This window comes from Streptomyces sp. NBC_01520 (assembly GCF_045040375.1).
In the GTDB taxonomy this organism is placed as follows: domain Bacteria; phylum Actinomycetota; class Actinomycetes; order Streptomycetales; family Streptomycetaceae; genus Streptomyces.
Genome location: NZ_CP109404.1, coordinates 3571196 through 3593641, shown reverse-complemented (window position 1 = coordinate 3593641; position 22446 = coordinate 3571196). Strand labels below are relative to the sequence as shown.

Annotated in this window: 24 protein-coding genes; 18 read left to right on the top strand and 6 right to left on the bottom strand. The window is 71.7% G+C overall.

Features of this window, described 5'->3' with window-relative positions; all coding sequences use genetic code 11:
- The first annotated feature begins 114 nt into the window (after nt 1-114).
- Entirely contained in the window at nt 115-1236 is a 1122-nt protein-coding gene (locus tag OG524_RS16175; protein ID WP_405810768.1) for an alpha/beta hydrolase, read from the top strand.
- A gap of 9 nt (nt 1237-1245) precedes the next feature.
- Here OG524_RS16175 and OG524_RS16170 read toward each other — a convergent pair whose 3' ends face one another.
- On the bottom strand, nt 1246-2427 hold the full coding sequence (locus OG524_RS16170; protein WP_405390117.1) for a betaine/proline/choline family ABC transporter ATP-binding protein: 1182 nt from the start codon (nt 2425-2427) through the stop codon (nt 1246-1248).
- A gap of 142 nt (nt 2428-2569) precedes the next feature.
- Between OG524_RS16170 and OG524_RS16165 the strand changes: the two genes are divergently transcribed.
- From OG524_RS16165 to OG524_RS16150, 4 genes are all read left to right on the top strand, one after another.
- Nucleotides 2570-3268 carry an ABC transporter permease gene (locus tag OG524_RS16165; protein ID WP_405390118.1) on the top strand — a complete coding sequence of 233 codons (699 nt, stop codon included), beginning with the start codon at nt 2570-2572 and terminating at the stop codon, nt 3266-3268.
- 3 nt (nt 3269-3271) lie between these two features.
- Nucleotides 3272-3943 (top strand): ABC transporter permease, encoded by a 672-nt coding sequence (locus tag OG524_RS16160; RefSeq protein WP_405390119.1) that lies wholly within the window; start codon nt 3272-3274, stop codon nt 3941-3943.
- 52 nt (nt 3944-3995) lie between these two features.
- On the top strand, nt 3996-4970 hold the full coding sequence (locus OG524_RS16155; protein ID WP_405810765.1) for an ABC transporter substrate-binding protein: 975 nt from the start codon (nt 3996-3998) through the stop codon (nt 4968-4970).
- Between the two features lie 103 nt (nt 4971-5073).
- Nucleotides 5074-6102 carry a hypothetical protein gene (locus OG524_RS16150; RefSeq protein ID WP_405810763.1) on the top strand — a complete coding sequence of 343 codons (1029 nt, stop codon included), beginning with the start codon at nt 5074-5076 and terminating at the stop codon, nt 6100-6102.
- 51 nt (nt 6103-6153) lie between these two features.
- Here OG524_RS16150 and OG524_RS16145 read toward each other — a convergent pair whose 3' ends face one another.
- Together OG524_RS16145 and OG524_RS16140 are read right to left on the bottom strand one after the other, a co-directional pair.
- Nucleotides 6154-7296 (bottom strand): NADH-quinone oxidoreductase subunit D, encoded by a 1143-nt coding sequence (locus OG524_RS16145; RefSeq protein WP_405390122.1) that lies wholly within the window; start codon nt 7294-7296, stop codon nt 6154-6156.
- A gap of 32 nt (nt 7297-7328) precedes the next feature.
- The gene (locus OG524_RS16140; RefSeq protein WP_405390123.1) at nt 7329-8321 is read right to left on the bottom strand and encodes an SAM-dependent methyltransferase; all 993 of its coding nucleotides are present in this window, start codon (nt 8319-8321) and stop codon (nt 7329-7331) included.
- Between the two features lie 96 nt (nt 8322-8417).
- On the opposite strand from OG524_RS16140, the gene OG524_RS16135 reads away from it, so the two are divergent.
- Together OG524_RS16135 and OG524_RS16130 are read left to right on the top strand one after the other, a co-directional pair.
- A complete protein-coding gene (locus OG524_RS16135) occupies nt 8418-9626 on the top strand; it encodes a sensor histidine kinase (RefSeq protein WP_405390124.1) in 1209 nt (402 codons plus the stop codon).
- A 19-nt stretch (nt 9627-9645) separates the two neighbouring features.
- Nucleotides 9646-10320: a response regulator gene (locus OG524_RS16130; RefSeq protein ID WP_405390125.1), complete on the top strand. Its 675-nt coding sequence runs from the start codon at nt 9646-9648 to the stop codon at nt 10318-10320.
- Between the two features lie 219 nt (nt 10321-10539).
- Here the strand turns inward: OG524_RS16130 and OG524_RS16125 are convergent, their stop codons facing one another.
- Nucleotides 10540-11652: a DUF5937 family protein gene (locus OG524_RS16125; RefSeq protein WP_405393174.1), complete on the bottom strand. Its 1113-nt coding sequence runs from the start codon at nt 11650-11652 to the stop codon at nt 10540-10542.
- 104 nt (nt 11653-11756) lie between these two features.
- On the opposite strand from OG524_RS16125, the gene OG524_RS16120 reads away from it, so the two are divergent.
- The gene (locus OG524_RS16120) at nt 11757-11918 is read left to right on the top strand and encodes a hypothetical protein (RefSeq protein WP_405390126.1); all 162 of its coding nucleotides are present in this window, start codon (nt 11757-11759) and stop codon (nt 11916-11918) included.
- A 64-nt stretch (nt 11919-11982) separates the two neighbouring features.
- Here OG524_RS16120 and OG524_RS16115 read toward each other — a convergent pair whose 3' ends face one another.
- Nucleotides 11983-13128 carry a threonine aldolase family protein gene (locus OG524_RS16115; protein WP_405390127.1) on the bottom strand — a complete coding sequence of 382 codons (1146 nt, stop codon included), beginning with the start codon at nt 13126-13128 and terminating at the stop codon, nt 11983-11985.
- A gap of 166 nt (nt 13129-13294) precedes the next feature.
- On the opposite strand from OG524_RS16115, the gene OG524_RS16110 reads away from it, so the two are divergent.
- From OG524_RS16110 to OG524_RS16065, 10 genes are all read left to right on the top strand, one after another.
- Nucleotides 13295-14263, top strand: a complete 969-nt coding sequence (locus tag OG524_RS16110; protein ID WP_405390128.1) for a Rossmann-like and DUF2520 domain-containing protein — start codon at nt 13295-13297, stop codon at nt 14261-14263.
- A complete protein-coding gene (gene panC, locus OG524_RS16105; RefSeq protein WP_405390129.1) occupies nt 14260-15273 on the top strand; it encodes a pantoate--beta-alanine ligase in 1014 nt (337 codons plus the stop codon). Before OG524_RS16110 ends, panC begins: the two co-directional genes overlap by 4 nt.
- Nucleotides 15270-17039 carry an L-aspartate oxidase gene (locus OG524_RS16100; RefSeq protein ID WP_405810759.1) on the top strand — a complete coding sequence of 590 codons (1770 nt, stop codon included), beginning with the start codon at nt 15270-15272 and terminating at the stop codon, nt 17037-17039. The genes panC and OG524_RS16100 overlap by 4 nt, the downstream gene beginning before the upstream one ends.
- 2 nt (nt 17040-17041) lie before the next feature.
- A complete protein-coding gene (nadC, locus tag OG524_RS16095; RefSeq protein WP_405810757.1) occupies nt 17042-18079 on the top strand; it encodes a carboxylating nicotinate-nucleotide diphosphorylase in 1038 nt (345 codons plus the stop codon).
- Complete coding sequence (locus OG524_RS16090) at nt 18079-18876, top strand: type III pantothenate kinase (RefSeq protein WP_405390132.1); 798 nt, start codon at nt 18079-18081, stop codon at nt 18874-18876. Before nadC ends, OG524_RS16090 begins: the two co-directional genes overlap by 1 nt.
- A 170-nt stretch (nt 18877-19046) precedes the next feature.
- The gene (locus tag OG524_RS16085) at nt 19047-19643 is read left to right on the top strand and encodes a hypothetical protein (RefSeq protein WP_405812466.1); all 597 of its coding nucleotides are present in this window, start codon (nt 19047-19049) and stop codon (nt 19641-19643) included.
- Between the two features lie 86 nt (nt 19644-19729).
- Complete coding sequence (locus OG524_RS16080; RefSeq protein WP_384498561.1) at nt 19730-19909, top strand: hypothetical protein; 180 nt, start codon at nt 19730-19732, stop codon at nt 19907-19909.
- 101 nt (nt 19910-20010) lie between these two features.
- Complete coding sequence (locus tag OG524_RS16075) at nt 20011-20433, top strand: BlaI/MecI/CopY family transcriptional regulator (protein WP_405390133.1); 423 nt, start codon at nt 20011-20013, stop codon at nt 20431-20433.
- A gap of 10 nt (nt 20434-20443) precedes the next feature.
- On the top strand, nt 20444-21025 hold the full coding sequence (locus tag OG524_RS16070; RefSeq protein WP_405390134.1) for an amino-acid N-acetyltransferase: 582 nt from the start codon (nt 20444-20446) through the stop codon (nt 21023-21025).
- A 144-nt stretch (nt 21026-21169) separates the two neighbouring features.
- Nucleotides 21170-21505, top strand: coding sequence for an Lsr2 family protein (locus OG524_RS16065; RefSeq protein ID WP_405390135.1), 336 nt, complete (start codon nt 21170-21172; stop codon nt 21503-21505).
- Here the strand turns inward: OG524_RS16065 and OG524_RS16060 are convergent.
- Nucleotides 21484-22068, bottom strand: a complete 585-nt coding sequence (locus OG524_RS16060) for an SCO3374 family protein (protein WP_405390136.1) — start codon at nt 22066-22068, stop codon at nt 21484-21486. The two genes, OG524_RS16065 and OG524_RS16060, sit on opposite strands and share 22 nt — an antisense overlap.
- Nucleotides 22069-22446: the final 378 nt, after the last annotated feature.

Sequence of the window (22446 nt, the reverse complement as noted above, 5' to 3'; positions counted from 1 at the left end):
GGGCGAAGCCCCTACGGACGATGTGTGCCCTCTAGGACGAGGCATCCACGGAGTGGGTTCATCCTCTTTACCGGTTTACCGGAAATTTCCCGCACAGAAAGCTCATCCGCACCCATGGGTCTCACCGGCAACGCCGTCCTGGCCGTGGCGGCCGCACTGGCGGTCGGACTGTTCGCGGTCACGGTCCTGCTGTGGCCCCGGCTGGCCGCCCGCACCGCCCCGGCGGTCGTGGGCCGGACCTTCCTGCTGCTGGCGACCCAGCTGGCGCTCTTCGTCGCGGCCGGCCTGCTCGCCAACCACGCCTTCCTCTTCTACGGCTCCTGGGCCGACCTGTTCGGCCGGGAGCAGGAGCTGGGCACAGTCGTCGACCACGGGACGGGCGGCGGCGCGTCCGGAGGCGTGGTCCGCACCGGCACCCGCCGGCCGGACGTGCCCGGGACGGGCGGCCCGGCATCGGTCGGCAGGATCGACGAGGTCGTCGTCCACGGGCCCGCCTCGGGGATCGACAGCCGGGCGTACGTCTATCTGCCGCCGGAGTACTTCCAGGCGGCGCACGCCGGACGTATGTTCCCCGCGGTGATCGTCCTCACCGGCTATCCGGGCACCGCCGAGAACCTGGTCAAGGGCCTGCGCTACCCGCAGACCGCCCACGAGCGCGTGAAGGCGGGCAGGGCACGGCCGATGGTCCTGGTGATGCTGCGGCCGACGGTGGCACCGCCCAGGGACACCGAGTGCGTGGACATCCAGGACGGCCCGCGGACCGAGACGTTCTTCGCGCGGGACCTGCCCCGGGCGGTCTCCCGGACCTACCGGGTCGGGGAGCGCGCCCGCAACTGGGGCGTCATCGGCAACTCGACCGGCGGCTACTGCGCGTTGAAGCTCGGCCTGCACCACCCGGACCGGTTCGCGGCGAGCGCCGGCCTCTCCGCGTACTACCGGGCGGCGGAGGACCCGACGACCGGCGACCTCTTCCACGGTGACCGGGCGGCGCGCCGCCGTGCCGATCTGCTGTGGAGCCTGGACCACCGCCCGCCTGCCGCCTCGTCGTTCCTGGTCACGACGTCCAGGCAGGGCGAGGGGAACCTGCGGGGGACCCGCGAGTTCATCGACCGGGTGAAGGCCCCCGCCCGGGTGTCCTCCATCGTGCTGGACAGCGGCGGCCACAACTTCGCCACCTGGAGGCGGGAGATCCCTCCCGCCCTGGAGTGGCTGAGCTCCCGGCTCACCGGGGACTGAGCCCGGACCTCATGTCGCGGCGACCTTCGCCACGGTCTCCACCGCCACCTCGGCACGCGGGACGGACTGCGCGTCCGCGTCGATCGACCGGCGCAGGGCCTCATGAAGGCGGGCCGGTGTGAGGACGCCGAGGAAGCGGCCGGCGCTCTCCTCGTCGATGACGGCGATCCAGCCCGCGTCGTGCTGGAGCATCGTCGCGAAGGCCTGCTTGAGCGGCGCGCCGAGCGGCAGCCACGCCTCCATCCGCCGTGCGTGGTCGCGGACTGTGCCCTTCGCGGTCGCCGACGCCGCGTCACCCGCCGGGATCCAGCCGTGCAGATTGTCGTCGCGGTCCAGCACGACCGCCCAACGGGCACCCTCGGCCCGCAGCCGCGCGGTCGCCGTCGCCAGCGGGTCGTCGAGGTGGACGACCGGCGGCTGGTCCAGGTCGCTCTCCTCGATGGGCGTGACCGAGAGCCGCTTCAGACCGCGGTCGGCCCCGACGAAGTCCGCGACGTACGGCGTCGAGGGAGCCCCGAGCACGGTGGCGGGGGAGTCGAACTGGTCGATGCGGCCCTGCCCGTACACCGCGATCCGGTCGCCCAGCCGGACGGCTTCCTCGATGTCGTGCGTGACGAACAGCACGGTCTTGCGGACCTGTGCCTGCAGTTTCAGGAACTCGTTCTGCAGTCTCTCCCGCACGACGGGGTCGACCGCGCCGAAAGGCTCGTCCATCAGCAGGACAGGCGGATCGGCGGCCAGGGCCCGTGCCACGCCGACGCGCTGGCGCTGACCGCCGGAGAGCTGTTCGGGATAGCGGCCGCCATAAACGGACGGATCGAGTCCGACCAGATCGAGGAGTTCGGCGGCACGCTGCCGTCCCTCTTTCTGCTTCCATCCCAGGAGATGGGGCACGGTCGCGGTGTTCTCCAGGACCGTCTTGTGCGGGAAGAGTCCGACCTGCTGGATCACATATCCGATACGGCGGCGCAGTTGTACGGGGTCGATGGCGGATATGTCGTCCCCGTCGAGGAATATCCGTCCGTCGGTCGGTTCGATCAGCCGGTTCACCATCTTCATGGTGGTCGTCTTGCCGCAGCCGGAAGGTCCGACGAGCGTGACCAGTTCACCCTCGGCGACCTCGAAGGAAAGGTCGTCGACGGCGGTGGTCCCGTCGGCGTACCGCTTGGTGACGTGCTCGAATCTGATCATGACTCCCCATGGTGACGCGGGTTCTGTGAAGGACGTGTTGCTGGAATACAACGGCCTCGGAGATTGTCAGTGGTCGAGGATAAGGTCACCGGAGATCGGACGCGGGACCGGCAGCACACGGTGAACAGGAGGTGGGGGGCGGATGGCCGAGCAGAACTGCCTGGTGACGAACGACTGGATCTGCGGGGAGTATCTGCGCTCCCGCAGCCAGGAGTTGACCGACGCGACCGTCCAGCACATCTGGATCACGGTGGCTTCCGTGCTGATAGGGCTCGTGGTGGCATTTCCGCTCGCCCTGCTCGCACGCCGCGGGAGGTATTTCGCCGGACCGGTGCTGGGCCTGACCACCGTGCTCTACACCGTGCCGTCGCTGGCGATGTTCTCGCTGCTGCTGCCGGTATTCGGGCTGTCCGCGGCACTGGTCGTCACCGGCCTGGTGCTCTATTCGCTGACCATTCTCGTACGGAACATCCTGGCCGGTCTCGGAGCGGTGCCGCAGGAGGCGAAGGAGGCCGCCGAAGGCATGGGCTACGGGCCGGGCAGGCTCCTCTGGGAGGTCGAACTCCCCCTCGCGCTGCCCGCGATGATGGCCGGACTGCGGATCGCCACGGTGTCGACGGTCGCGCTGACCACCGTGGGCTCCCTCGTGGGCAAGGGCGGCCTCGGCAATCTCATCGAGGACGCGCTGCCCAGCTTCTTCAAGGCCCAGGTGCTCACCGCGTCCGTGCTCTGCGTGCTGCTCGCGGTGGCGGCGGACCTGTTCCTGCTCGGCATGCAGCGCCTGCTCACCCCCTGGACCCGCATGGCGGGGCCCTCTGCTGCGAAGACGGAGGCGGGCTGATCCATGGGAGTCGTCGGGGACGCCTGGACATGGCTCACCACCGGCGCCAACTGGTCGGGTGACGACGGGGCGGCGCACCGGCTGGGCGAGCACCTGTACGTCAGCGGGGTCGCCCTCGCGCTCGCCGGCGCCATCGCCCTGCCGCTCGCGCTCTACCTCGGCCACATCGGCAAGGGGGGCGCCCTCGCGGTCAACATCTCCAACGTGGGCCGGGCGATACCGGTCTTCGCGGTGCTGGCGCTCTTCATGATGACGCCGCTGCGCAACTCCGGCTATCTGCCCACGGTCATCGCCCTGGTGCTGTTCGCCGTGCCACCGCTGCTGACCAACGCCTACGTGGGCATGCGGGAGGTGGACCGGTCGGTGCTGGAGGCGGCCCGCGGCATGGGGATGTCGGGCGGGCAGGTCTTCGTGCGGGTCGAGCTCCCGCTGGCCTACCCGATGATCATGACCGGGCTGCGTTCCGCGGCGGTCCAGGTGGTCGCCACCGCCTCGATCGCCGCCATGGTCGGCCTGGGCGGTCTGGGCCGGATCATCACCGCCGGATTCAACACGTACGACACCGCGCAGGTCTTCGCCGGGGCCGTGCTGGTCGCCCTGCTGGCGCTGGTGGTGGAGGGCGTGCTCGTGGCCCTGGACCGGCTGTTGTCGCCGCTGCGCCGCCGTGCCCTGTGAACGCGCGGACTTTTCTGACTGTGCACACCCTTTTTCCTGGACGGAGAACACCATGAGCAGAACCTCGCGCATAGCCGGTGCGGTCATCGGAGTGGTCGCGCTGGCCGGGTCGCTGGCCGCCTGCGGCGGCGACAGCCTGGAGGAGGACAAGGGCGGCCCGAAGGCGGGCGCGGACTCCGGGAAGGGCTCGCTCGTCGTGGGCGCCGCCTCGTTCACCGAGTCCAAGGTGCTCGCCGAGCTGTACGCGCAGATCCTGGCCGACGCCGGGTACAGCACCTCGATCACCACGGTGAAGAACCGTGAGCTGTACGAGCCCTCGCTGGAGAAGGGTGAGATCGACGTCGTCCCCGAATACGCGGCGACCCTCGCGGAATTCCTCAACGCCAAGGTCAACGGCGCCGACGCGGCCACGGAGAAGCCGGTTGCCTCCGGGGACACGGGGGACACCGTGGCCGCCCTGGAGAAGCTCGCGACCCCCCTCGGGCTGAAGGTTCTGCCGGCCGGTGAGGCGGTCGACCAGAACGCTTTCGCGGTGGCCAAGGAATTCGCCGAGAAGAACAGCCTCCAGACCCTTTCCGATCTCGGCAAGTCGAAGATCAAAGTGAAGATCGCGGCGGGCGACGAGTGCGAGGTGCGCCCGTTCTGCGCACCCGGCCTGAAGAAGACGTACGGCATCGACGTCACCGGGATCGACCCGAAGGGCGTCGGAACACCGCAGTCCAAGCAGGCCGTCAAGGACGGCAATGACCAGCTCGTTCTCACGACGACGACCGACGCGGTGCTGGACACTTACGGGCTGGTGTTCCTGGAGGACGACAAGAAGCTCCAGAACGCCGACAACGTCCTGCCGGTGCTCAATGCCGAGGACGCAGGTGCGCCGGAGATCGCCGAGGCGCTCGGGAAGCTCACCGACGTACTCACCACACAGGACCTCGCGGAACTGAACCGCTCGGTCGACGCGGAGCGCGCCAAGCCCGCCGACGCGGCCAAGGAGTATCTGCAGTCGAAGGGGCTGATCAAGAAGTAAAGGGCACAGGGAAGGTTCTGTGGAGGGGCCGCAAGGTAACCGGCGGGGAACAGATTGCCGTGCGGTCTCCCAAGTGACCCGTACGCACGGTAAATTTCGAGCCATGCCACGTGGACGTCACCGCCATTCGCCACCCCTTCACAGAATCCTGCCGCCCTCCGTGGTGGCCGGAGTGTCGGTCGTCTGTGCTGCCGGAGCCTGGTTCCTCGCGGAACCCCTGGCTCTGCGTGGCCTGGTGGTCGGCACCGCGGTCGCCGCTCTCACCGGCGCCTATCTGATGCGCAGTTGGGACCGGGCCGCGGGCATTCGTGTCGCGGAGCTGATCCGGGCCCGGGCCGGCGACGAGTGGAAGACCGAGGAGCGCATAGCCGAGCTCGAGTCCGACATCGAGGAGTCGCGGGAGCTGCGCACCCGGCTGGAGACGAAGCTGCGCCGCAAGCGGGTGGAGCTCGCCGGGCTGCGGGGCGAACACGCCGCGCTGCTGCGCCGGTACGCCAACGCGGAGACCGAGCGGGCCAGCGCGCTGGAGGGCCGCAGGCAGCTCGCCATCGAGGCGTCCGCACCGCGTGAGCTGCCGGCCGCGCGGTCCACGCCGACGCCGGGCGCGTACCTGCGTGCGGCACAGGCCCTGCGGGACCTGCCCCGCAACGCCGCGCTCCAGGAGGCGCGCCGCACGGCCGAGCTGGCCAGGCAGCGCGATCTCGCCGAGCGGGCCGCCGAACGGGACTCGGAGGGCGAAGGCCCGAAGGGGAAGCACGCGGCGGCCGCCGGAGCGGGTGCCGACCAGCACCGCCGCCCGGCTGCCGCCCTCCCGGCCCCTCAGCTGCCGGCCGCACCCGTGCGCGCACCCCGTGCGATCCCCGCCGCTTCGGCCGTCGTCCCGTACGCCACGGCCCGCCGCCACCTCGTCCCGCAGGGAAGCTTCGACTTCTTCGGCACGCAGAAGGCGAACGCCGCGATCGAGTCCGTGCAGAACGAGGACCTCGCGGACGTGGTGGGCGAGGAGGCACTGGCCGCGCACCGCACGGGCACGGCCCGGAACCGGGCCGTCGGCAAGGTCATCGACCTGACCGCGCACGACGAGACCGAGCAGCTGGACGTCGTCGAACTGCGCAGCGCGGTCTCCTCGTAGCCCTCGCGCCCGATCGAGGCCCGCGCTTTCGCGAGCCCTGGCGGCGGCCGGCTACTTGTCGATGTCGCCGACGACGAAGAAGAGCGATCCCAGGATCGCGACCATGTCGGCGACGAGCGTGCCCGGCAGCAGTTCGGTGAGTGCCTGGATGTTGTTGAACGACGCGGAGCGGAGCTTCAGCCGGTACGGGGTCTTCTCACCCGTGGACACCAGGTAGTAGCCGTTGATGCCGAGCGGATTCTCGGTCCACGCGTAGGTGTGGCCCTCCGGGGCCTTGAGCACCTTGGGCAGCCGCTGGTTGATGGGCCCGGGTTCCAGGTCGGCCATCCGGTCCAGGCAGGCGTCGGCCAGGTCCAGCGCGTTGTGCGTCTGCTCCAGCAGGCATTCGAAGCGGGCCAGGCAGTCGCCCTCGGTCCGGGTGACGACCTTGAGCGTGTCCCGCAGCTCCCCGTACGCGAGATACGGCTCGTCGCGCCGCAGGTCGAAGTCGACCCCGGAGGCGCGGGCGATCGGCCCGGACACCCCGTAGGCGTGCACGGCCTCGGCGGACAGCACTCCGACCCCACGGGTGCGGCCCCGGAAGATCTCGTTGCCGAGGACCAGCCGGTCGTACACGTCCATCCGGGAGCGGACGGACGCCACGGCGTCCCTGGCCCGGCCGAGCCAGCCCGCGGGCAGGTCCTCCTTGAGGCCGCCGACCCGGTTGAACATGTAGTGCATCCGGCCGCCGGAGACCTCCTCCATCACGGCCTGGAGCTCCTCGCGTTCCCGGAACGCGTAGAACACCGGGGTGATCCCGCCGAGTTCGAGCGGGTAGGAGCCGAGGAACATCAGATGGTTCAGGACCCGGTTCAGCTCGGCCAGCAGCGTGCGCGTCCAGACGGCGCGCTCCGGGACCTCCATGCCGAGCATCCGCTCGACGGCCATGACGACCCCGAGCTCGTTCGAGAACGCCGACAGCCAGTCGTGGCGGTTGGCGAGCATGATGATCTGCCGGTAGTCCCGGGCCTCGAAGAGCTTCTCGGCGCCCCGGTGCATATAGCCGATGACCGGCTCGGCCTGCTGGATCCGCTCGCCGTCGAGCACGAGCCGCAGCCGGAGCACACCGTGCGTGGAGGGGTGCTGGGGACCGATGTTGAGCACCATGTCGGTGCTCTCTGCCGCGCCGCCGATGCCGACCGTCGTCTCCGTCATGCGGGACAGTATCCCCCCTGCCGTCCACCGGGTCAGGGGCGGAGCCCCGGCCGTACGCGTTGCCGCAGCCAGCCGAAGTCCCCCAGCCCGCCCCGCGCCGTCAGCTCCGCCGCCTCGCCCGCCGACGCGAGGGCCCGCACATAACCGGCCGGGTCCTGCGACGCCAGGGCCAGCGGCGGCCGTTCACCGCTCACGCCCAGCTCCCGCAGAGCCGTCCGCTGGTCCAGCAGCTCGGCCTCCGCACCGCCCGCCACGGCCGCCGCGCACGCGTCCAGCGCCACGTGGGACGTCAGGTCGCAGCTCCCGTCCGGCACCGGTGGCACCTCGCGCCCGCCCCGGAAGCCGGTGAGCGTGCCGAACGGCGGCCTCGACGCCCGTACATGGGCGTAGTCCACCGCCACCGCGGTCCCGGCGGTCACGGACGCGACCGCGCGGGCCCAGGCCTCGTCGCGGGGGCGGCCGATCTCCGCCCGGTCGCCCGGCCGGGTCAGCGGCCACCAGCGGTTCAGCCACCGGGCGTCCTCCCCGGTCACCGGGTCGCCCAGGCGCTCGGTGCCGTCGGTCCCGCGCACGAGGACGTGGCGGGCCACGCCGTCCGCGTCGGCCTCGGCGACCTCCGTCGGGACGTTGTCCAGCCACTCGTTGGCGAACAGCAGTCCCCGTACGCCCTTCGGGAGTTCGGCGGACCACTCGATGTCCGGGTCCAGGCCCGGCGGCCGGGGAGCGATCTCCACGGCGTACGCCCGTACGGCGAGCCCCGGAGCGGTCCCGGCGCGCAGTGCGGCCAGCACCCCGGTCAGCAGCTCGCCCCGGCCCGCCCCCACGTCCACCAGATCGACCGTGTCCGTACCGAGCTCACGCGCCGTACCGGCCAGCAGCCGGGCGACGGCCGCCGCGAACAGCGGTGACGCGTGCACCGAGGTACGGAAATGCCCCGCGGGACCCTCTGGGCGCCGGTAGAAGCCCTCGTTCCCGTACAAAGCGGTCTCCGCCGCTTCCCGCCAACCGCGCCAGTCATACGTCACGTAGGCAAGTCTCCACCTTGGGGAGTACGGTCCCAGGACCTGGATCGGCCCTTCGGCTGACCCGGGCACCGATCTGCTGTCCCTACGCTGGGTAATGTGCAGCGCCTCTACGATTTCATCCGCAGACACCCGACGGGCGTCGACACCTTCTGGGCTGTCTTCCTCCTCGGGCTCTCCGGCGTGTCCGTCGTGGCCGGTCAGTTCGAGGACGGCCTGGCGCGCGTGGCGGCTGTGCCCATCGCCGTCGCCCTGTGCGTCGTGGTCGCGCTGCGACGCCGCGCACCGGAGAAGATGCTGCTGCTCACGATCCTGATGGGGCTCACGCAGCTGCTGCTCGGGGTGGAACCCGGTGCGGCGAACTTCGCCATGCTGGTGATCACCTACACCGTGGCCATGGCCGGCGAGCGCTGGGCGTCCCGGCTCGCCCTCGGGTGCAGTCTGGGCGCGGCCACACTCTCGCAGCTGCGCTGGCCCGAGGAGACGCCGTCCGGCAGCTGGGTGCAGTCGGTCTTCGTCGTCGTCGTGATGACCGTGCCGTTCGTCCTGGCCTGGGTGCTCGGCGACTCCATGCGTACCCGGCGGGCCTACCTCAGCCAGCTGGAGGAGCGCGCCGCCCGGCTGGAGCGCGAGCGGGAGGCGCAGTCGAAGGTCGCCGTCGCTGCCGAACGCGCCCGTATCGCCCGGGAGCTGCACGACGTGGTCGCGCACAACGTCTCGGTCATGGTGGTGCAGGCCGACGGCGCCGCCTACGTCATGGACGCGTCCCCCGATCAGGCCCGGCAGGCCCTGGAGACGATCTCCAGCACCGGGCGCCAGGCCCTCGCCGAGATGCGGCGGCTGCTCGGGGTGCTGCGGACCGGCGACACCCGGGAGAGCGGCGAATACGTGCCGCAGCCCGACGTCGAGCAGATCGAGGACCTGGTGGACCAGGTCAGACAGACCGGCCTGGCCGTCGACTTCAAGATCGAGGGCACCCCGCGCCCGCTGCCGACCGGGGTCGAGCTCACCGCGTACCGCATCGTCCAGGAAGCCCTCACCAACACCCGTAAGCACGGCGGCCCGGACGCCGGGGCCAGTGTGCGGCTGGTCTACTTCGACGACGGGCTCGGACTGCTGGTCGAGGACGACGGCCGGGGCGCCGCGCACGAGCTGTACGAGGACGGCGGGGCCGACGGCGCCGGACACGGGATGATCGGTATGCGGGAGCGGGTCGGCATGGTCGGCGGCACGCTGGACGCGGGCCCCCGCCCCGGGGGCGGCTTCCGGATCAGCGCACTGCTCCCGCTCAAGCCCGCCAACCAGTGACACGAGGGACAGGACAGTCATGACGATCCGCGTAATGCTCGTCGACGACCAGGTGCTGCTGCGCACCGGCTTCCGGATGGTGCTCGCCGCCCAGCCGGACATGGAGGTCGTCGCCGAGGCGGGCGACGGCGCGGAGGCGGTCGAGGTCCTGCGATCCACCGCCGTCGACGTGGTGCTGATGGACGTGCGCATGCCGCGCCTGGACGGCGTCGAGGCCACGCGGCGCATCTGCGCGCAGACCGATCCGCCCAAGGTGCTCATCCTGACGACGTTCGACCTGGACGAGTACGCGTTCTCCGGTCTGAAGGCGGGTGCCAGCGGCTTCATGCTCAAGGACGTGCCGCCGGGCGAGCTGCTCTCCGCGATCCGGTCCGTGCACAGCGGCGACGCCGTGGTGGCCCCGTCCACCACCCGCAGGCTGCTCGACCGGTTCTCCTCGATGCTGCCGAGCAGCACGAAGGAGCCGCGCCACAAGCACATCGAGAAGCTGACCGAGCGCGAGCGCGAGGTGATGATGCTGGTCGCCCAGGGCCTGTCGAACGGCGAGATCGCCGCCCGTCTGGTGCTGTCCGAGGCGACCGTGAAGACGCACGTCGGCCGCATCCTCACCAAGCTGGGCCTGCGCGACCGCGTGCAGGTCGTCGTCCTCGCGTACGAGACGGGCCTGGTCCGGGCCGGCGGCGGCGCGGGCTGACCGGTGGGCTCCGCTCCTTTGGGCCGACGGACCGTTCGGCGGCGGCAGGACGCGGACGGGCGGCCCTGCTCGCCGGGCCCGTCCGGGCAGGCCTGCTGACCCTCCCTCAGGCCATGGGCCGGATCGGGGAGTCGGCGCGGCTCGTCCTCGAACCGGACACGTGCAGCCGGCCGCGCGCCGTACCCGGACGGGTCTCAGGCGCAGCCGCCTCCCCGCCGTTCACCGCAGCACGCCCTCCAGGAAGTCGCTGCCCAGACGGGCCACCACGGTGAGGTCCAGTGCGTGCAGGACGTAGCGCCCGCGCCGCCGTGTGGTGACCAGGCCGGCCTTCTTGAGCACCGCCAGGTGGCGGGAGACCTCGGGGGCCGTGATGCCGTGCGAATCGGCGAGCTCGCCCGTGGTGTACGGGGAACGGGCCAGGTTGCGGCACAGGCGCATCCGCATCGGGTGGGCCAGCGCCTCCAACCGGAGCTGGAGCAGCTCGACGGACGCGGGGGAGGGCAGCTCGGGCCGGTGCACCGGGTAGTGGATCACCGGCCGCCAGCCCGGGGTGTGCAGCACCATCAGATGCGGCCAGCCGAAGCTGGTCGGGATGAGGGTGAGGCCAGTGCCCGCCGTCGAACCCGCGGCGTCGGTCCGGCCCACGGTCAGCTTGTCGACGCTGATCCTGCTCGCGTCCTCGTTCAGCGACAGGGCGGCGGACACCGCCTCCATCGCCGGTCCGACGCCCTTGCGCCGCAGTACCTCCGTCTTGTGCCGGGCGTCGGCGGCCAGCTGGACCTGGACCCGTTGCCAGGTGTCCGCGAAGAAGGCCTCGTCGCAGTCCTCGAAGAGGCGCCTGACCCAGCCGCGTACGGAAGCCGGGTCGGCCAGCAGCTGCTGGGTGAACTCGACCTGCTTCGGCCCCCGGGCCGCCGCCATGTCCAGTGCGCGGCTGCGCATCCCGGCGTCCGCCAGCGGGGAGGGCGCCCCGGTCCCGTACTGGCTCGCGCAGGTGAACTCCAGGGCGGCGGCGACGAACCGCTCGTCGTCGAGCCGGTCGAGGATGTCCAGGTCCTCGGCGAGGGTCGCGCCGGTCCTGCCGTCGCCGCCGCGGACACCGGCGAACGGCATGAACACATCGGAGAAGGTGTTCCGCCAGAGGAAGTTCGCCTCGTGCATCCGGTCCGCGAGGTCCGGCTCCAGCGCCGCGGCCGTCGCGGTCGCCCAGCCGTGCAGGCCCGGGTGGTGCCCGGGTTCGGAGAGCGCATGCAGAGCCAGCCCCAGCTCGGCGAGGGGGGAGATCTCGAAGAAGATGCGCTCGGGGGGCAGGTCCGCGATGTCGATGTGCACGCTCACCCCTCCATAGTGAGGGGTGCGGGGACGGGGCCCGGCGCCGATTGACGGCGGAGGTCAATCCACGGGCGGGCCCGGGGCCACGGGTCCAGGCTGGATGCATGGACATCGTTCAGCAGCAGATGCTCGACACCTATCGCGCGGCCCAGCACGGCGAGCCGCCGCCGCCCCTGCCCGGCCGCCACGACCGGGAGGTCCTGCGCGACCTCCGCAGGCGCCTCTTCGGCCGCCCCGCCGCCGTACCGCGCAGGCCCGGCGGCTGAGGACGGACCGGGGCGCCGGCCGGTCGGCAGGCGGCCGAGGACCATGTCAGGACCAACGGCTGCCTCACCCCAGCCGCGCCACGAAATCCGCCACCGCCGCCCGTACCTCCTCCGCCGTCCACTCCAGCCCCGGCGCCGCCACCGTCACCTCGGTGTACGACACCCCGGGCGGCCCGGCGGGACCCGTGAACCAGCGCCGGAAGAGAGTCACCCCGGTCTCCTCCGCCTGCCGCACCGACGCCTCGTCCAGCACTTCGGTCCCGTACGGCAGCCACACCTGGAACTGATGGGTGTGCGGCGGCTCGGGATGCACCCGGAACCACGGCACCGAGGAGTCCGCGAAGCCCTCCGCCAGCGCGGCGGCGACCACTTTCGCGTGCGTCACGTACGCGGGCAGCCTGGGCAGCTCCCGTTCCAGGCCCAGCAGGGCGGAGAGCGCCGCCGGATACTGCTGGAAGAGCTGCCCGCCGTACCGGTGGCGCCAGGTCCTGGCCTCCTCGACCAGCGACTCCGGACCGGCGAGCACCGCCCCGGACATCCCGTCCAGGGACTTGTAGAACGACACGTACACGCTGTCGGCGAGCCCCGCGATCTCCGGCAGGCCCCGTCCGAGATGCGGCCCGCACTCCCACAGCCGCGCCCCGTCCAGATGCACCACCGCGTCCCGCTCCCGCGCGGCGGCCACCACGGCCTCCAGCTCCTCCCAGGACGGCAGGACGAATCCGGCGTCGCGCAGCGGCAGCTCCAGCATCAGCGTGCCGAACGGCTCCGGGAAGTCCCGGACCTCGTCCGCCGTGGGCAGCCGGGGCGCGGCCGTCGGATGCACCGTGCGCAGTCCGCTCACCGCCCCGAGCGCCCCTCCCTCGTGCACCTCCGGGTGGGCGAGCGGATGCAGCGCCACCACCGGACTGCCCGTGCGCCCCGCCCAGCACCGGAGTGCGACCTGCTGGGCCATCGTGCCGGTCGGGAAGAACGCCGCGGCCTCCATGCCGAGCAGGCCCGCCGTACGCCGCTCCAGCTCGGCGACGACACCGTCGCCGTACACATCCGTCCAGCCGTCCAGGTCGTGCACCGTCCCCGCGTCGGCGGCCAGCGCGGCAAGCCGCTCACCCAGCGTGTGGTCCGCGGACCCCCGGGCCAGCACCCGGTGGGAGCGCTGCCATGCCGTCAGCCTGCGGTGCCGTTGCTTCTGCTCATCGGTGACTGCCATGGGACGATCATCACCCGGACCGCATGCACCGCCCACCCCGTTTTCCGCCGCCGCCCGGAGTTACCCACAGGCTGTGGACAGCCGCGAGGTGTCGCGAAACGCTGGCGTAGCATGCAGAGGAATCGTCCGGTACCCCCCGCGGACTGGAACGGAAGGCCATCGCCGCGTGAACGCATCAGTTTCCAAGGAACCCCTCGACGCGAGGGACCGTCCCGCACGCCTCACCGTCGGCGTCGTCGGCGCGGGACGGGTCGGCCCCGCCCTCGCCGCCGCGCTGCAGCTCGCCGGGCACCGCCCGGTGGCGGTGTCGGGCGTCTCCGACGCATCCGTACGCAGGGCCGCGGCCCTGCTTCCCGACGTACCCCTCGTGACACCGGCCGAGGTCCTCGCCCGCGCCGAGCTCGTCCTGCTGACCGTCCCCGACGACGCGCTGCCCGGTCTGGTCGAAGGCCTCGCCGAGACCGGCGCCGTACGACCGGGCCAGCTGATCGTCCACACCTCCGGGCGGTACGGGACGAAGGTGCTCGACCCCGCCCTGCGGGCCGGCGCACTGCCGCTCGCCCTGCATCCGGCCATGACCTTCACCGGCACCTCCGTCGACGTCCAGCGGCTCGCGGGCTGCTCCTTCGGGGTCACCGCCCCGGAGGAGCTCAGGCTGGCCGCCGAGGCGCTCGTCATCGAGATGGGCGGCGAGCCCGAATGGATCGCGGAGGAGTCCCGCCCGCTCTACCACGCGGCGCTCGCCCTCGGCGCGAACCACCTGGTCACTCTGGTCGCCCAGTCCATGGAACTGCTCGGGAAGGCCGGAGTGAGCGCACCCGACCGGATGCTCGGCCCGCTGCTCGGGGCCGCGCTGGACAACGCCCTGCGCTCCGGCGACGCGGCCCTGACCGGCCCCGTCGCCCGTGGTGACGCGGGCACGGTCGCCGCGCACGTCCGCGAGCTGCGCACACACGCCCCGCAGGCGGTGGCCGGATATCTCGCCATGGCACGCACCACGGCCGACCGGGCACTCGCCCACGGCCTGCTCAAGCCGGAGTTCGCGGAGGACCTCCTCGACGTCCTGTCGGACAGCGTGAACACGGTGAACGGAACACACGGCACGGACGAGTCCGGGCCGGGGGAGAAGCGATGACCACCGCACCCGCCACCCTGCTGCGCACCGCCGGGGAAATGCACGCCCTCGCACGGCCCGCCGGGGCACGGCGCTCCGTCGTCATGACGATGGGCGCGCTCCACCAGGGGCACGCCACCCTGATCCGTACCGCACGGGCCGCCGCGGGACCCGACGGCCAGGTGGTCGTCACGGTCTTCGTCAACCCGCTCCAGTTCGGTGAGGCCGCCGACCTCGACCGCTACCCCCGCACCCTGGAGGCCGACCTCGCCCTCGCCGCGGAGGCCGGCGCCGACGCGGTCTTCGCACCCTCGGCCGAGGAGGTCTACCCCGGCGGGGAACCGCAGGTCCGGATCACCGCCGGCCCGATGGGCGAGCGGCTGGAGGGCTCCTCGCGCCCCGGGCACTTCGACGGCATGCTCACCGTCGTCGCCAAGCTCCTCCACCTCACCCGGCCCGACGCGGCGTTCTACGGGCAGAAGGACGCCCAGCAGCTGGCCCTGGTCCGCCGCATGGCGCGCGACCTCGACTTCGGCGTCGACATCGTCGCCGTGCCCACGGTCCGCGACCCGGACGGCCTCGCGCTCTCCAGCCGCAACCGCTTCCTCTCCGCCGGTGAACGCCGCACGGCGCTCGCCCTGTCCAAGGCCCTGTTCGCGGCCCGCGACCGGCTGGCCGCCCAGCAGGCCCTGCACGCCCGAGCCCGGACCGTTCCCCGGCGCGACGGCCGGGCCGCCGCGCTCACCCGGCTCGGAGAGGCCCGCGCGGCCGCCGACTCGCAGGCGGTGGCACTGGCCAGGCCGACCGTCGGCCCCGCCGCGGTCCGGGCCGCCGCGCAGGCCGTCCTGGACGAGGCGGCCCAGGAAGAAGTCCCGCTCGTCCTGGACTACCTGGCCCTCGTGGACCCGGCGGACTTCACCGAGATCCCCGACGGCCGCGACAGCGGCGAGGCGGTCCTCGCCGTGGCGGCGCGGGTGGGCGCCACCCGCCTGATCGACAACATCCCGCTGACCCTCGGAGCCCTCACGTGACCGGAATACGGCTGACCGCCCCCGCCCCCGGCTGGGCCATCGACGCGGACGTCGTCGTGGTCGGCTCCGGCGTGGCCGGTCTCACCACCGCCCTGCGCTGCGCCGCGGCGGGCCTCGCCACGGTCGTCGTCACCAAGGCGCGCCTCGACGACGGCTCCACCCGTTGGGCACAGGGCGGCATCGCCGCGGCCCTCGGTGAGGGCGACACCCCCGAGCAGCACCTCGACGACACCCTCGTCGCCGGGGCGGGACTGTGCGACGAGACAGCGGTGCGGACCCTCGTCACCGAAGGCCCCGACGCGGTACGCAGGCTGATCGAGACCGGCGCGCACTTCGACACCACCGACACCGGTGACATCGCCCTGACCCGGGAAGGCGGCCACCACCGCCGCCGTATCGCGCACGCGGGCGGTGACGCCACCGGCGCCGAGATCTCCCGCGCCCTGGTCGAGGCGGTCCGCTCGGCCGCGCTGCACACGGTGGAGAACGCCTTGGTCCTCGACCTGCTGACCGACGCCGAAGGCCGTACCGCGGGCGTCACCCTGCACGTCATGGGCGAGGGCCAGCACGACGGCGTCGGCGCCGTCCACGCCCCCGCGGTGGTTCTTGCCACCGGCGGCATGGGCCAGGTCTTCTCCGCCACCACCAATCCGCCGGTCTCCACGGGCGACGGGGTGGCACTGGCGCTGCGGGCGGGCGCGGAGGTCTCCGACCTCGAATTCGTCCAGTTCCACCCGACCGTCCTGTTCCTCGGCTCCGACTCCGAGGGCCAGCAGCCGCTGGTGTCGGAAGCGGTACGCGGAGAGGGCGCCCACCTCGTCGACGCGTCGGGTACGCGCTTCATGGTCGGTCAGCACGAGCTGGCCGAGCTGGCCCCGCGCGACATCGTCGCCAAGGCCATCACCCGCCAGACGCAGCTTCAGGGCACCGCGCACATGTACCTCGACGCCCGCCACTTCGGCGCCGAGATGTGGGAGCAGCGCTTCCCGACGATCCTGGCCGCCTGCCGCTCCCACGGCATCGACCCGGTCACCGAACCCATCCCGGTGGCCCCGGCCGCGCACTACGCCTCGGGCGGCGTCCGGACGGACCTCCGGGGCCGTACGACGGTCCCCGGCCTGTACGCCTGCGGCGAGGTCGCCTGCACGGGCGTGCACGGCGCGAACCGGCTGGCGTCCAACTCCCTCCTGGAGGGGCTGGTCTTCGCCGAGCGCATCGCGGCGGACGTCGTGGCGGACGGGGCCCGGTCCGGCAGGCCGCCGCGGGCCGAGGCGGTGACGGCCACCGGCCGGGCGCCCGTCCCGCTGCTCACCGCCGAGTCCCGGACCGAGATCCAGCGGATCATGACCCGGGGCGCCGGAGTCATCCGCTCCGCCGCCAGCCTCGCCGCCGCCGCACAGGAGCTGGAGGCCCTGCAGCAGCAGGCCGCCGACGCCGCGGACGCCGAGGTGGACGGTCCCAAGGACGCCGTGCCCGGCGTGGAGGCGTGGGAGGCCACCAACCTGCTCCTCGTCTCGCGGGTGCTGGTCGCCGCGGCCCGGCAGCGCGAGGAGACCCGCGGCTGCCACTGGCGCGAGGACCGGCCCGACCGTGACGACGCCGACTGGCGCCGGCACCTCGTCGTCCGCCTGGCCCCGGACCGCAGCCCCGTGGTCCACCGGACGGACGATTCGGCGTTCCCGCCCGTACGCCCTGGGGATTCAGCAGACTTCGCCGTACCCACCAGCCTCCCGAACCACCCCGCCGACGCCCCCGAGGAGCCGTAACCGTGAGCACGCCCGAAGAGAACCCGCGTCCCACACCCGTGGACGTACCGCTGATCCAGATCGGCGTGCCCGCCGCGTCCGGGGGCGGGTGCGGCGACGACTGCGGCTGCGGCGACGGCTACGACCCGGACGGCCTGGAGTGCGGCCTGGACCCCGCGCTGGCCCAGCTGCTGGCCGACGCAGGTCTGGACCCCGTCCAGGTCGAGGACATCGCCCATGTCGCGATCGAGGAGGACCTCGACGGCGGGGTGGACGTCACGACCGTGGCGACCGTCCCGGAGGAGGACGTCGCGACCGGTGACTTCACCGCCCGCGAGGCCGGCGTCGTCGCTGGTCTGCGCGTGGCCGAGGCCGTCCTGTCCATCGTCTGCACGGACGAGTTCGAGGTCGAGCGCCATGTCGAGGACGGCGACCTCGTCGTGCCCGGCCAGAGACTGCTCACCGTCACCACCCGCACCCGTGACCTGCTCACCGGCGAGCGCAGCGCGCTCAACCTGCTCTGCCGGCTCTCCGGGATCGCGACCGCGACGCGTGCCTGGGCGGACGTGCTCGACGGCACCAAGGCCGAGGTCCGTGACACCCGCAAGACGACTCCCGGGCTGCGCGCCCTGGAGAAGTACGCGGTGCGCTGCGGCGGCGGCGTCAACCACCGCATGTCGCTCGTGGACGCGGCGCTGGTCAAGGACAACCACGTGATCGCGGCGGGCGGCGTGGGAGAGGCGTTCAGGCGGGTCAGGGAGGCGTTCCCGGAGCTCCCGATCGAGGTCGAGGTCGACACCCTGGAGCAGGTCGGCGAGGTGCTCGACGCGGGCGCCGACCTGATCCTGCTGGACAACTTCACCCTCTCCGAGACCGAGGAGGCGGTCGCCCTCGTGGGCGGCCGTGCGGTGCTGGAGTCCTCCGGCCGGCTGACCCTCGACTCGGCACGCGCCTACGCCGAGGCCGGCGTCGACTACCTGGCCGTGGGCGCGCTCACGCACTCCTCGCCGATCCTCGACATCGGCCTGGACTTCCGCGACGCCGACGGGACCGGCGCCTGATGCTGCTCACCATCGACGTCGGCAACTCGCACACGGTCCTCGGCCTGTTCGACGGTGAGGAGATCGTCGAGCACTGGCGTATCTCCACCGACGCCCGCCGCACCGCCGACGAGCTCGCCGTGCTGCTGCAGGGCCTCATGGGCATGCACCCGCTGCTCGGGGTCGAGCTCGGCGACGGCATCGAGGGCATCGCGATCTGCTCGACCGTCCCCGCCGTGCTGCACGAGCTCCGCGAGGTCACCCGCCGCTACTACGGCGATGTTCCGGCGATCCTCGTGGAGCCGGGCGTCAAGACGGGTGTCCCGGTCCTGACGGACAACCCGAAGGAGGTCGGCGCGGACCGCATCATCAACGCGGTCGCCGCCGTCGAGCTCTACGGCGGCCCGGCGATCGTCGTCGACCTCGGCACGGCCACCACCTTCGACGCGGTCTCCTCCCGCGGCGAGTACACGGGCGGGGTGATCGCGCCCGGCATCGAGATCTCGGTGGAGGCCCTCGGAGTGAAGGGTGCCCAGCTCCGCAAGATCGAGCTGGCCAGGCCGCGCAGCGTGATCGGCAAGAACACCGTCGAAGCCATGCAGTCCGGCATCGTGTACGGCTTCGCGGGCCAGATCGACGGCGTGGTCGAGCGCATGAAGAAGGAACTGGCGACCGACCCCGACGAGGTCACCGTGATCGCGACCGGCGGCCTTGCTCCGATGGTGTTGGGCGAGTCCTCCGTCATTGACGAGCACGAGCCCTGGCTGACACTCATCGGCCTGCGTCTCGTCTACGAGCGCAACATCGCCCGGATGTAGAACGCGCCGACGGGCACCTGCGGTCAGCTGCGGGCACCTGCGGTCACCTGCGGGAACGGCTCGGCGGCGCGGCGGAGTACGCCGCGCCGCCGAGCGGCCAGTTAAGCGGATTTTGTCCATTTAGCACGTATTGTCGCGTCATGCCCACGCCCTACGGATCACGCGGCGGCATGGCGTTCGGTGCGGACGAGCTGCGGGTGCTCCGACGTGCCCTCGCCAACGCCCTCCACCCCACGCCCCTGCCGGAAGATGACGTCCAGGACTGCCTGCGGCTCGCGGGTGCGGTGGACGAGGCGGCGAGCGAGGCCGGCCGGCTTCGCGCGTTCCTCCTCGCCGATCTCGCCCGCTACCGCGAAGCGCTCCCCGGCTCGCTCAGCGGCTATCTGGAGCTTCTCCAGGACGCCCTCGCCGCCGGTTACGACCCCCGTCCCGACGACCTCGCGGCCCTGCGCGCCCTGCGTGCCGGACCGGTCGCCGCGGCCCTTCTGGAGCGCTGCCAGGTGCTCGCCGAGCGTTCGGTGCGGGCCCGCCTCGCCGGACGCGCGGTGTCCGTCACGGCGCCGGCGCCACGGGTCCGTCTGCTGGCCCTGCCGGGCGGCCTGGTCGCCGCCAAGGAGCCCGAGCGTCCGGCAGTCCCTGCCCGGCCCGCACCGCCGGCCCGCCCGGCGGCCCCGGGCGAACGGCCGATGCCCAAGCCCTCCGAGGTCTTCCCGCCCCGCCGTCGGCCCGCGCCGGCACCGACTCCCGAGGAGCGCGCCGCGTCCTGAGGGGGCGCGCGGCGCCCCGGAAGGGCGCGCCGCGCCGGGGGGTGCCCGGGAGGGGCCGGAATGCCGGGCTCGATACCCTGGGCGGCATGGACTACGTATCCGCGCTCGTGCCCCCCGTGGTGATGGCCGCCTTCTTCATCGGTCTTGTCGTGACGATCATCAAGAGTCAGGGCGGACCGAACAAGGCGAAGGAGGACGCCGCCGTGGACGCGGCGATCGCCCGCGCCGAAACGGGACAGCAGGCCCCACGGCCCGAGGGCGTCTGACCCGACCCGAGCGCGAAGGGCGCACGGCTCCCCAGGAGCTGTGCGCCCTTTTCGCACCCCATAAATGCCTCATTCCAGACATCTAGCACTAAGGTGACGCTGTGCCTCGCCAATTGGGAGAGCTGGAAGACGCCGTGATGACACGGGTCTGGCAATGGAACCGTCCGGTCACCGTGCGGGAAGTTCTCGAGGATCTTCAGCAGGAGCGGTCCATCGCATACACGACCGTCATGACGGTTATGGACAATCTCCATCAGAAGGGCTGGGTGCGCCGAGAAGTGGACGGGCGCGCCTATCGATATACGGCGGTCTCCACCCGGGCCGCCTACTCGGCCGCACTGATGAACGAGGCCTGGTCGCGCAGCGACAACCCCGCAGCGGCCCTGGTCGCCTTCTTCGGCATGATGTCCGCCGAGCAGCGCGAGGCGCTGCAGGACGCGGTGCGCATCGTCGCCCCCACCTTCCCCGAGTCGTCCGGCGACCGGGCCCCGGCCGGTGAAGCGCCGCCGGAGACCGGGCGATAGCGTCAGGGCCATGTCCTCAGAGCTGCCGCAAACCGAGCCGCAAACCGAGCCGCATACGGATTTTCATACCGACCCGTCGGTAAAAAGGCAGGCCATCACAGTCCGCCGGGCCAGGACGAGTGATGTGGCGTCCGTCCGCGCTCTCCTTGACGGGTACGTCTCCGAAGGCATCCTGCTCGACAAAGCGACGGTGACGCTTTACGAGGACATCCAGGAGTTCTGGGTCGCCGAACGGGACGAGGACGCCCGGGTCATCGGCTGCGGCGCACTGCATGTGATGTGGGAAGACCTCGCCGAAGTGCGTACTCTCGCCGTCGATCACAACATCAAGGGCGCGGGAGTAGGACACCAAGTTCTGGACAAGCTCTTGCAGACCGCGCGCTGGCTCGGCGTCCGCCGGGTTTTCTGTCTCACCTTCGAAGTGGACTTCTTCGCGAAGCACGGGTTCACGGAGATCGGAGAGACGCCCGTCGACGGAGATGTCTACAGCGAGCTGCTGCGTTCCTATGACGAGGGTGTTGCCGAGTTCCTCGGTCTCGAACGAGTGAAGCCGAACACCTTGGGCAACAGCCGGATGCTTCTGCACCTGTGAGCGGCGGAAGAACCCCGAACCCTATGTCCGAATCGCGCATGTTTCCCGTGTTCTTGCACTCCTCGACCTCTCCCAGGGGTTTGTGTTTTCCGGGGAAAAGCGGTTTCCTTTCCGCGTACTGCATTTTCGATGAAAGGAAATCCGGTGGCACAGAAGGTTCAGGTCCTTCTTGTTGACGACCTCGACGGTGGCGAGGCGGACGAGACTGTGACGTTCGCTCTGGATGGCAAGACGTACGAGATCGACCTCACGACGACCAACGCGGACAAGCTGCGTACTCTTCTTGAGCCGTACGCCAAGAGTGGCCGTCGCACCGGTGGTCGCGCCGCGACCGGCCGTGGCAAGGGCCGCGCCGTTGCCGGTGGCAACAAGGACACTGCGGAGATCCGTAAGTGGGCGCGCGAGAACGGCCACAATGTGAATGACCGCGGCCGCGTTCCGGCCGAGATCCGTGAGGCTTACGAGAAGGCCAACGGCTGACCTGTCGGCCGATCGGCCAGCAGGTGCGTCCGGGCATGCGCCAGTCGGGCCCGGTGGCATTCCGTCGCCGCCGCGTCCACGAGTCGTACGAGATCGGGAGTATCCCCACCCCTGCTCCCGAGGCCGGCCAGGGCCGGGAGCGACAGCTCCACCTCCTGGTGCGGTTCGGGGGGCCGCAGCCAGAACGCGGCCCCCGGCGAGCCTTCCGCCCCACCGGGCGGTACCGGGGCCGTGATGTGCCCGCCCGTGCCGATGCAGGCCAGGTCGAGAGCGATTCCGCCCCACTCCAGCCAGTCGAGCAGCCCGGGCAGCTCGTCGGCGCTTCCCGCGGCCACCAGCAGCCGCATCCGCCGTCCCGCCAGTGCCACGGGGCCGGTGCGGCCGACCCGGCGCAGCGCGGCGTGACCCGCCGCCGCGGGCAGCTCCAGAACGTCGAAGCGAAGCCCAGTGAGCAGGCGTACGGGCGAGGTTCCGTCCGTGGGCCAGCCGAGCTCGTGTGCGTACCACTGCGACCGGTCGTCGGATTCCGGCGACGAGCGGGAGGTCGGGACGAGGGCAACCATGTCCGATGAACCGTCGAACCGGCCCCGGAGTTACGCACCGTTCGAGATCGATCGCTCACCGTGTCCGCGATGGGGGCGTACGGGAGCATTCGGCAGCACGAAGTTGTTCGCCCGTAGCGGAGGGAACGGGGGTGCGCCGCATGGACTGTCAGTGAGTGCGGGTAAGACATCCCTAGTGGGAAGGGGCGACACGCGGGCAAAAACGTCTCACGTTCGCCATCGGCGTACTGGCGAAAGGGCTATCTGCCTGGCCTGCGGGAACATCGTCTCGCACCATCGGGTTGGAGCAGTTGTCGGCGTTCGGGGCAGGAGGCCATCGCGGGTGTCGGCAGTTGAAATGAGCGGTCCCCGCTTGCGGGACTAAGCTGCGGAAGGACA

What these genes read in the sequence shown, in the direction of transcription:
- OG524_RS16155 (WP_405810765.1), top strand. Translation starts at nt 3,996, where the DNA reads ATGAGCAGAACCTCGCGCATAGCCGGTGCGGTCATCGGAGTGGTCGCG.
- OG524_RS16080 (WP_384498561.1), top strand. Translation starts at nt 19,730, where the DNA reads ATGGACTACGTATCCGCGCTCGTGCCCCCCGTGGTGATGGCCGCCTTC.
- OG524_RS16070 (WP_405390134.1), top strand. Translation starts at nt 20,444, where the DNA reads ATGTCCTCAGAGCTGCCGCAAACCGAGCCGCAAACCGAGCCGCATACG.
- panC (WP_405390129.1), top strand. Translation starts at nt 14,260, where the DNA reads ATGACCACCGCACCCGCCACCCTGCTGCGCACCGCCGGGGAAATGCAC.
- OG524_RS16160 (WP_405390119.1), top strand. Translation starts at nt 3,272, where the DNA reads ATGGGAGTCGTCGGGGACGCCTGGACATGGCTCACCACCGGCGCCAAC.
- OG524_RS16150 (WP_405810763.1), top strand. Translation starts at nt 5,074, where the DNA reads ATGCCACGTGGACGTCACCGCCATTCGCCACCCCTTCACAGAATCCTG.
- OG524_RS16060 (WP_405390136.1), bottom strand. Translation starts at nt 22,068, where the DNA reads ATGGTTGCCCTCGTCCCGACCTCCCGCTCGTCGCCGGAATCCGACGAC.
- OG524_RS16165 (WP_405390118.1), top strand. Translation starts at nt 2,570, where the DNA reads ATGGCCGAGCAGAACTGCCTGGTGACGAACGACTGGATCTGCGGGGAG.
- OG524_RS16120 (WP_405390126.1), top strand. Translation starts at nt 11,757, where the DNA reads ATGGACATCGTTCAGCAGCAGATGCTCGACACCTATCGCGCGGCCCAG.
- OG524_RS16115 (WP_405390127.1), bottom strand. Translation starts at nt 13,128, where the DNA reads ATGGCAGTCACCGATGAGCAGAAGCAACGGCACCGCAGGCTGACGGCA.
- OG524_RS16170 (WP_405390117.1), bottom strand. Translation starts at nt 2,427, where the DNA reads ATGATCAGATTCGAGCACGTCACCAAGCGGTACGCCGACGGGACCACC.
- OG524_RS16090 (WP_405390132.1), top strand. Translation starts at nt 18,079, where the DNA reads ATGCTGCTCACCATCGACGTCGGCAACTCGCACACGGTCCTCGGCCTG.
- OG524_RS16085 (WP_405812466.1), top strand. Translation starts at nt 19,047, where the DNA reads ATGGCGTTCGGTGCGGACGAGCTGCGGGTGCTCCGACGTGCCCTCGCC.
- OG524_RS16175 (WP_405810768.1), top strand. Translation starts at nt 115, where the DNA reads ATGGGTCTCACCGGCAACGCCGTCCTGGCCGTGGCGGCCGCACTGGCG.
- OG524_RS16130 (WP_405390125.1), top strand. Translation starts at nt 9,646, where the DNA reads ATGACGATCCGCGTAATGCTCGTCGACGACCAGGTGCTGCTGCGCACC.
- OG524_RS16145 (WP_405390122.1), bottom strand. Translation starts at nt 7,296, where the DNA reads ATGACGGAGACGACGGTCGGCATCGGCGGCGCGGCAGAGAGCACCGAC.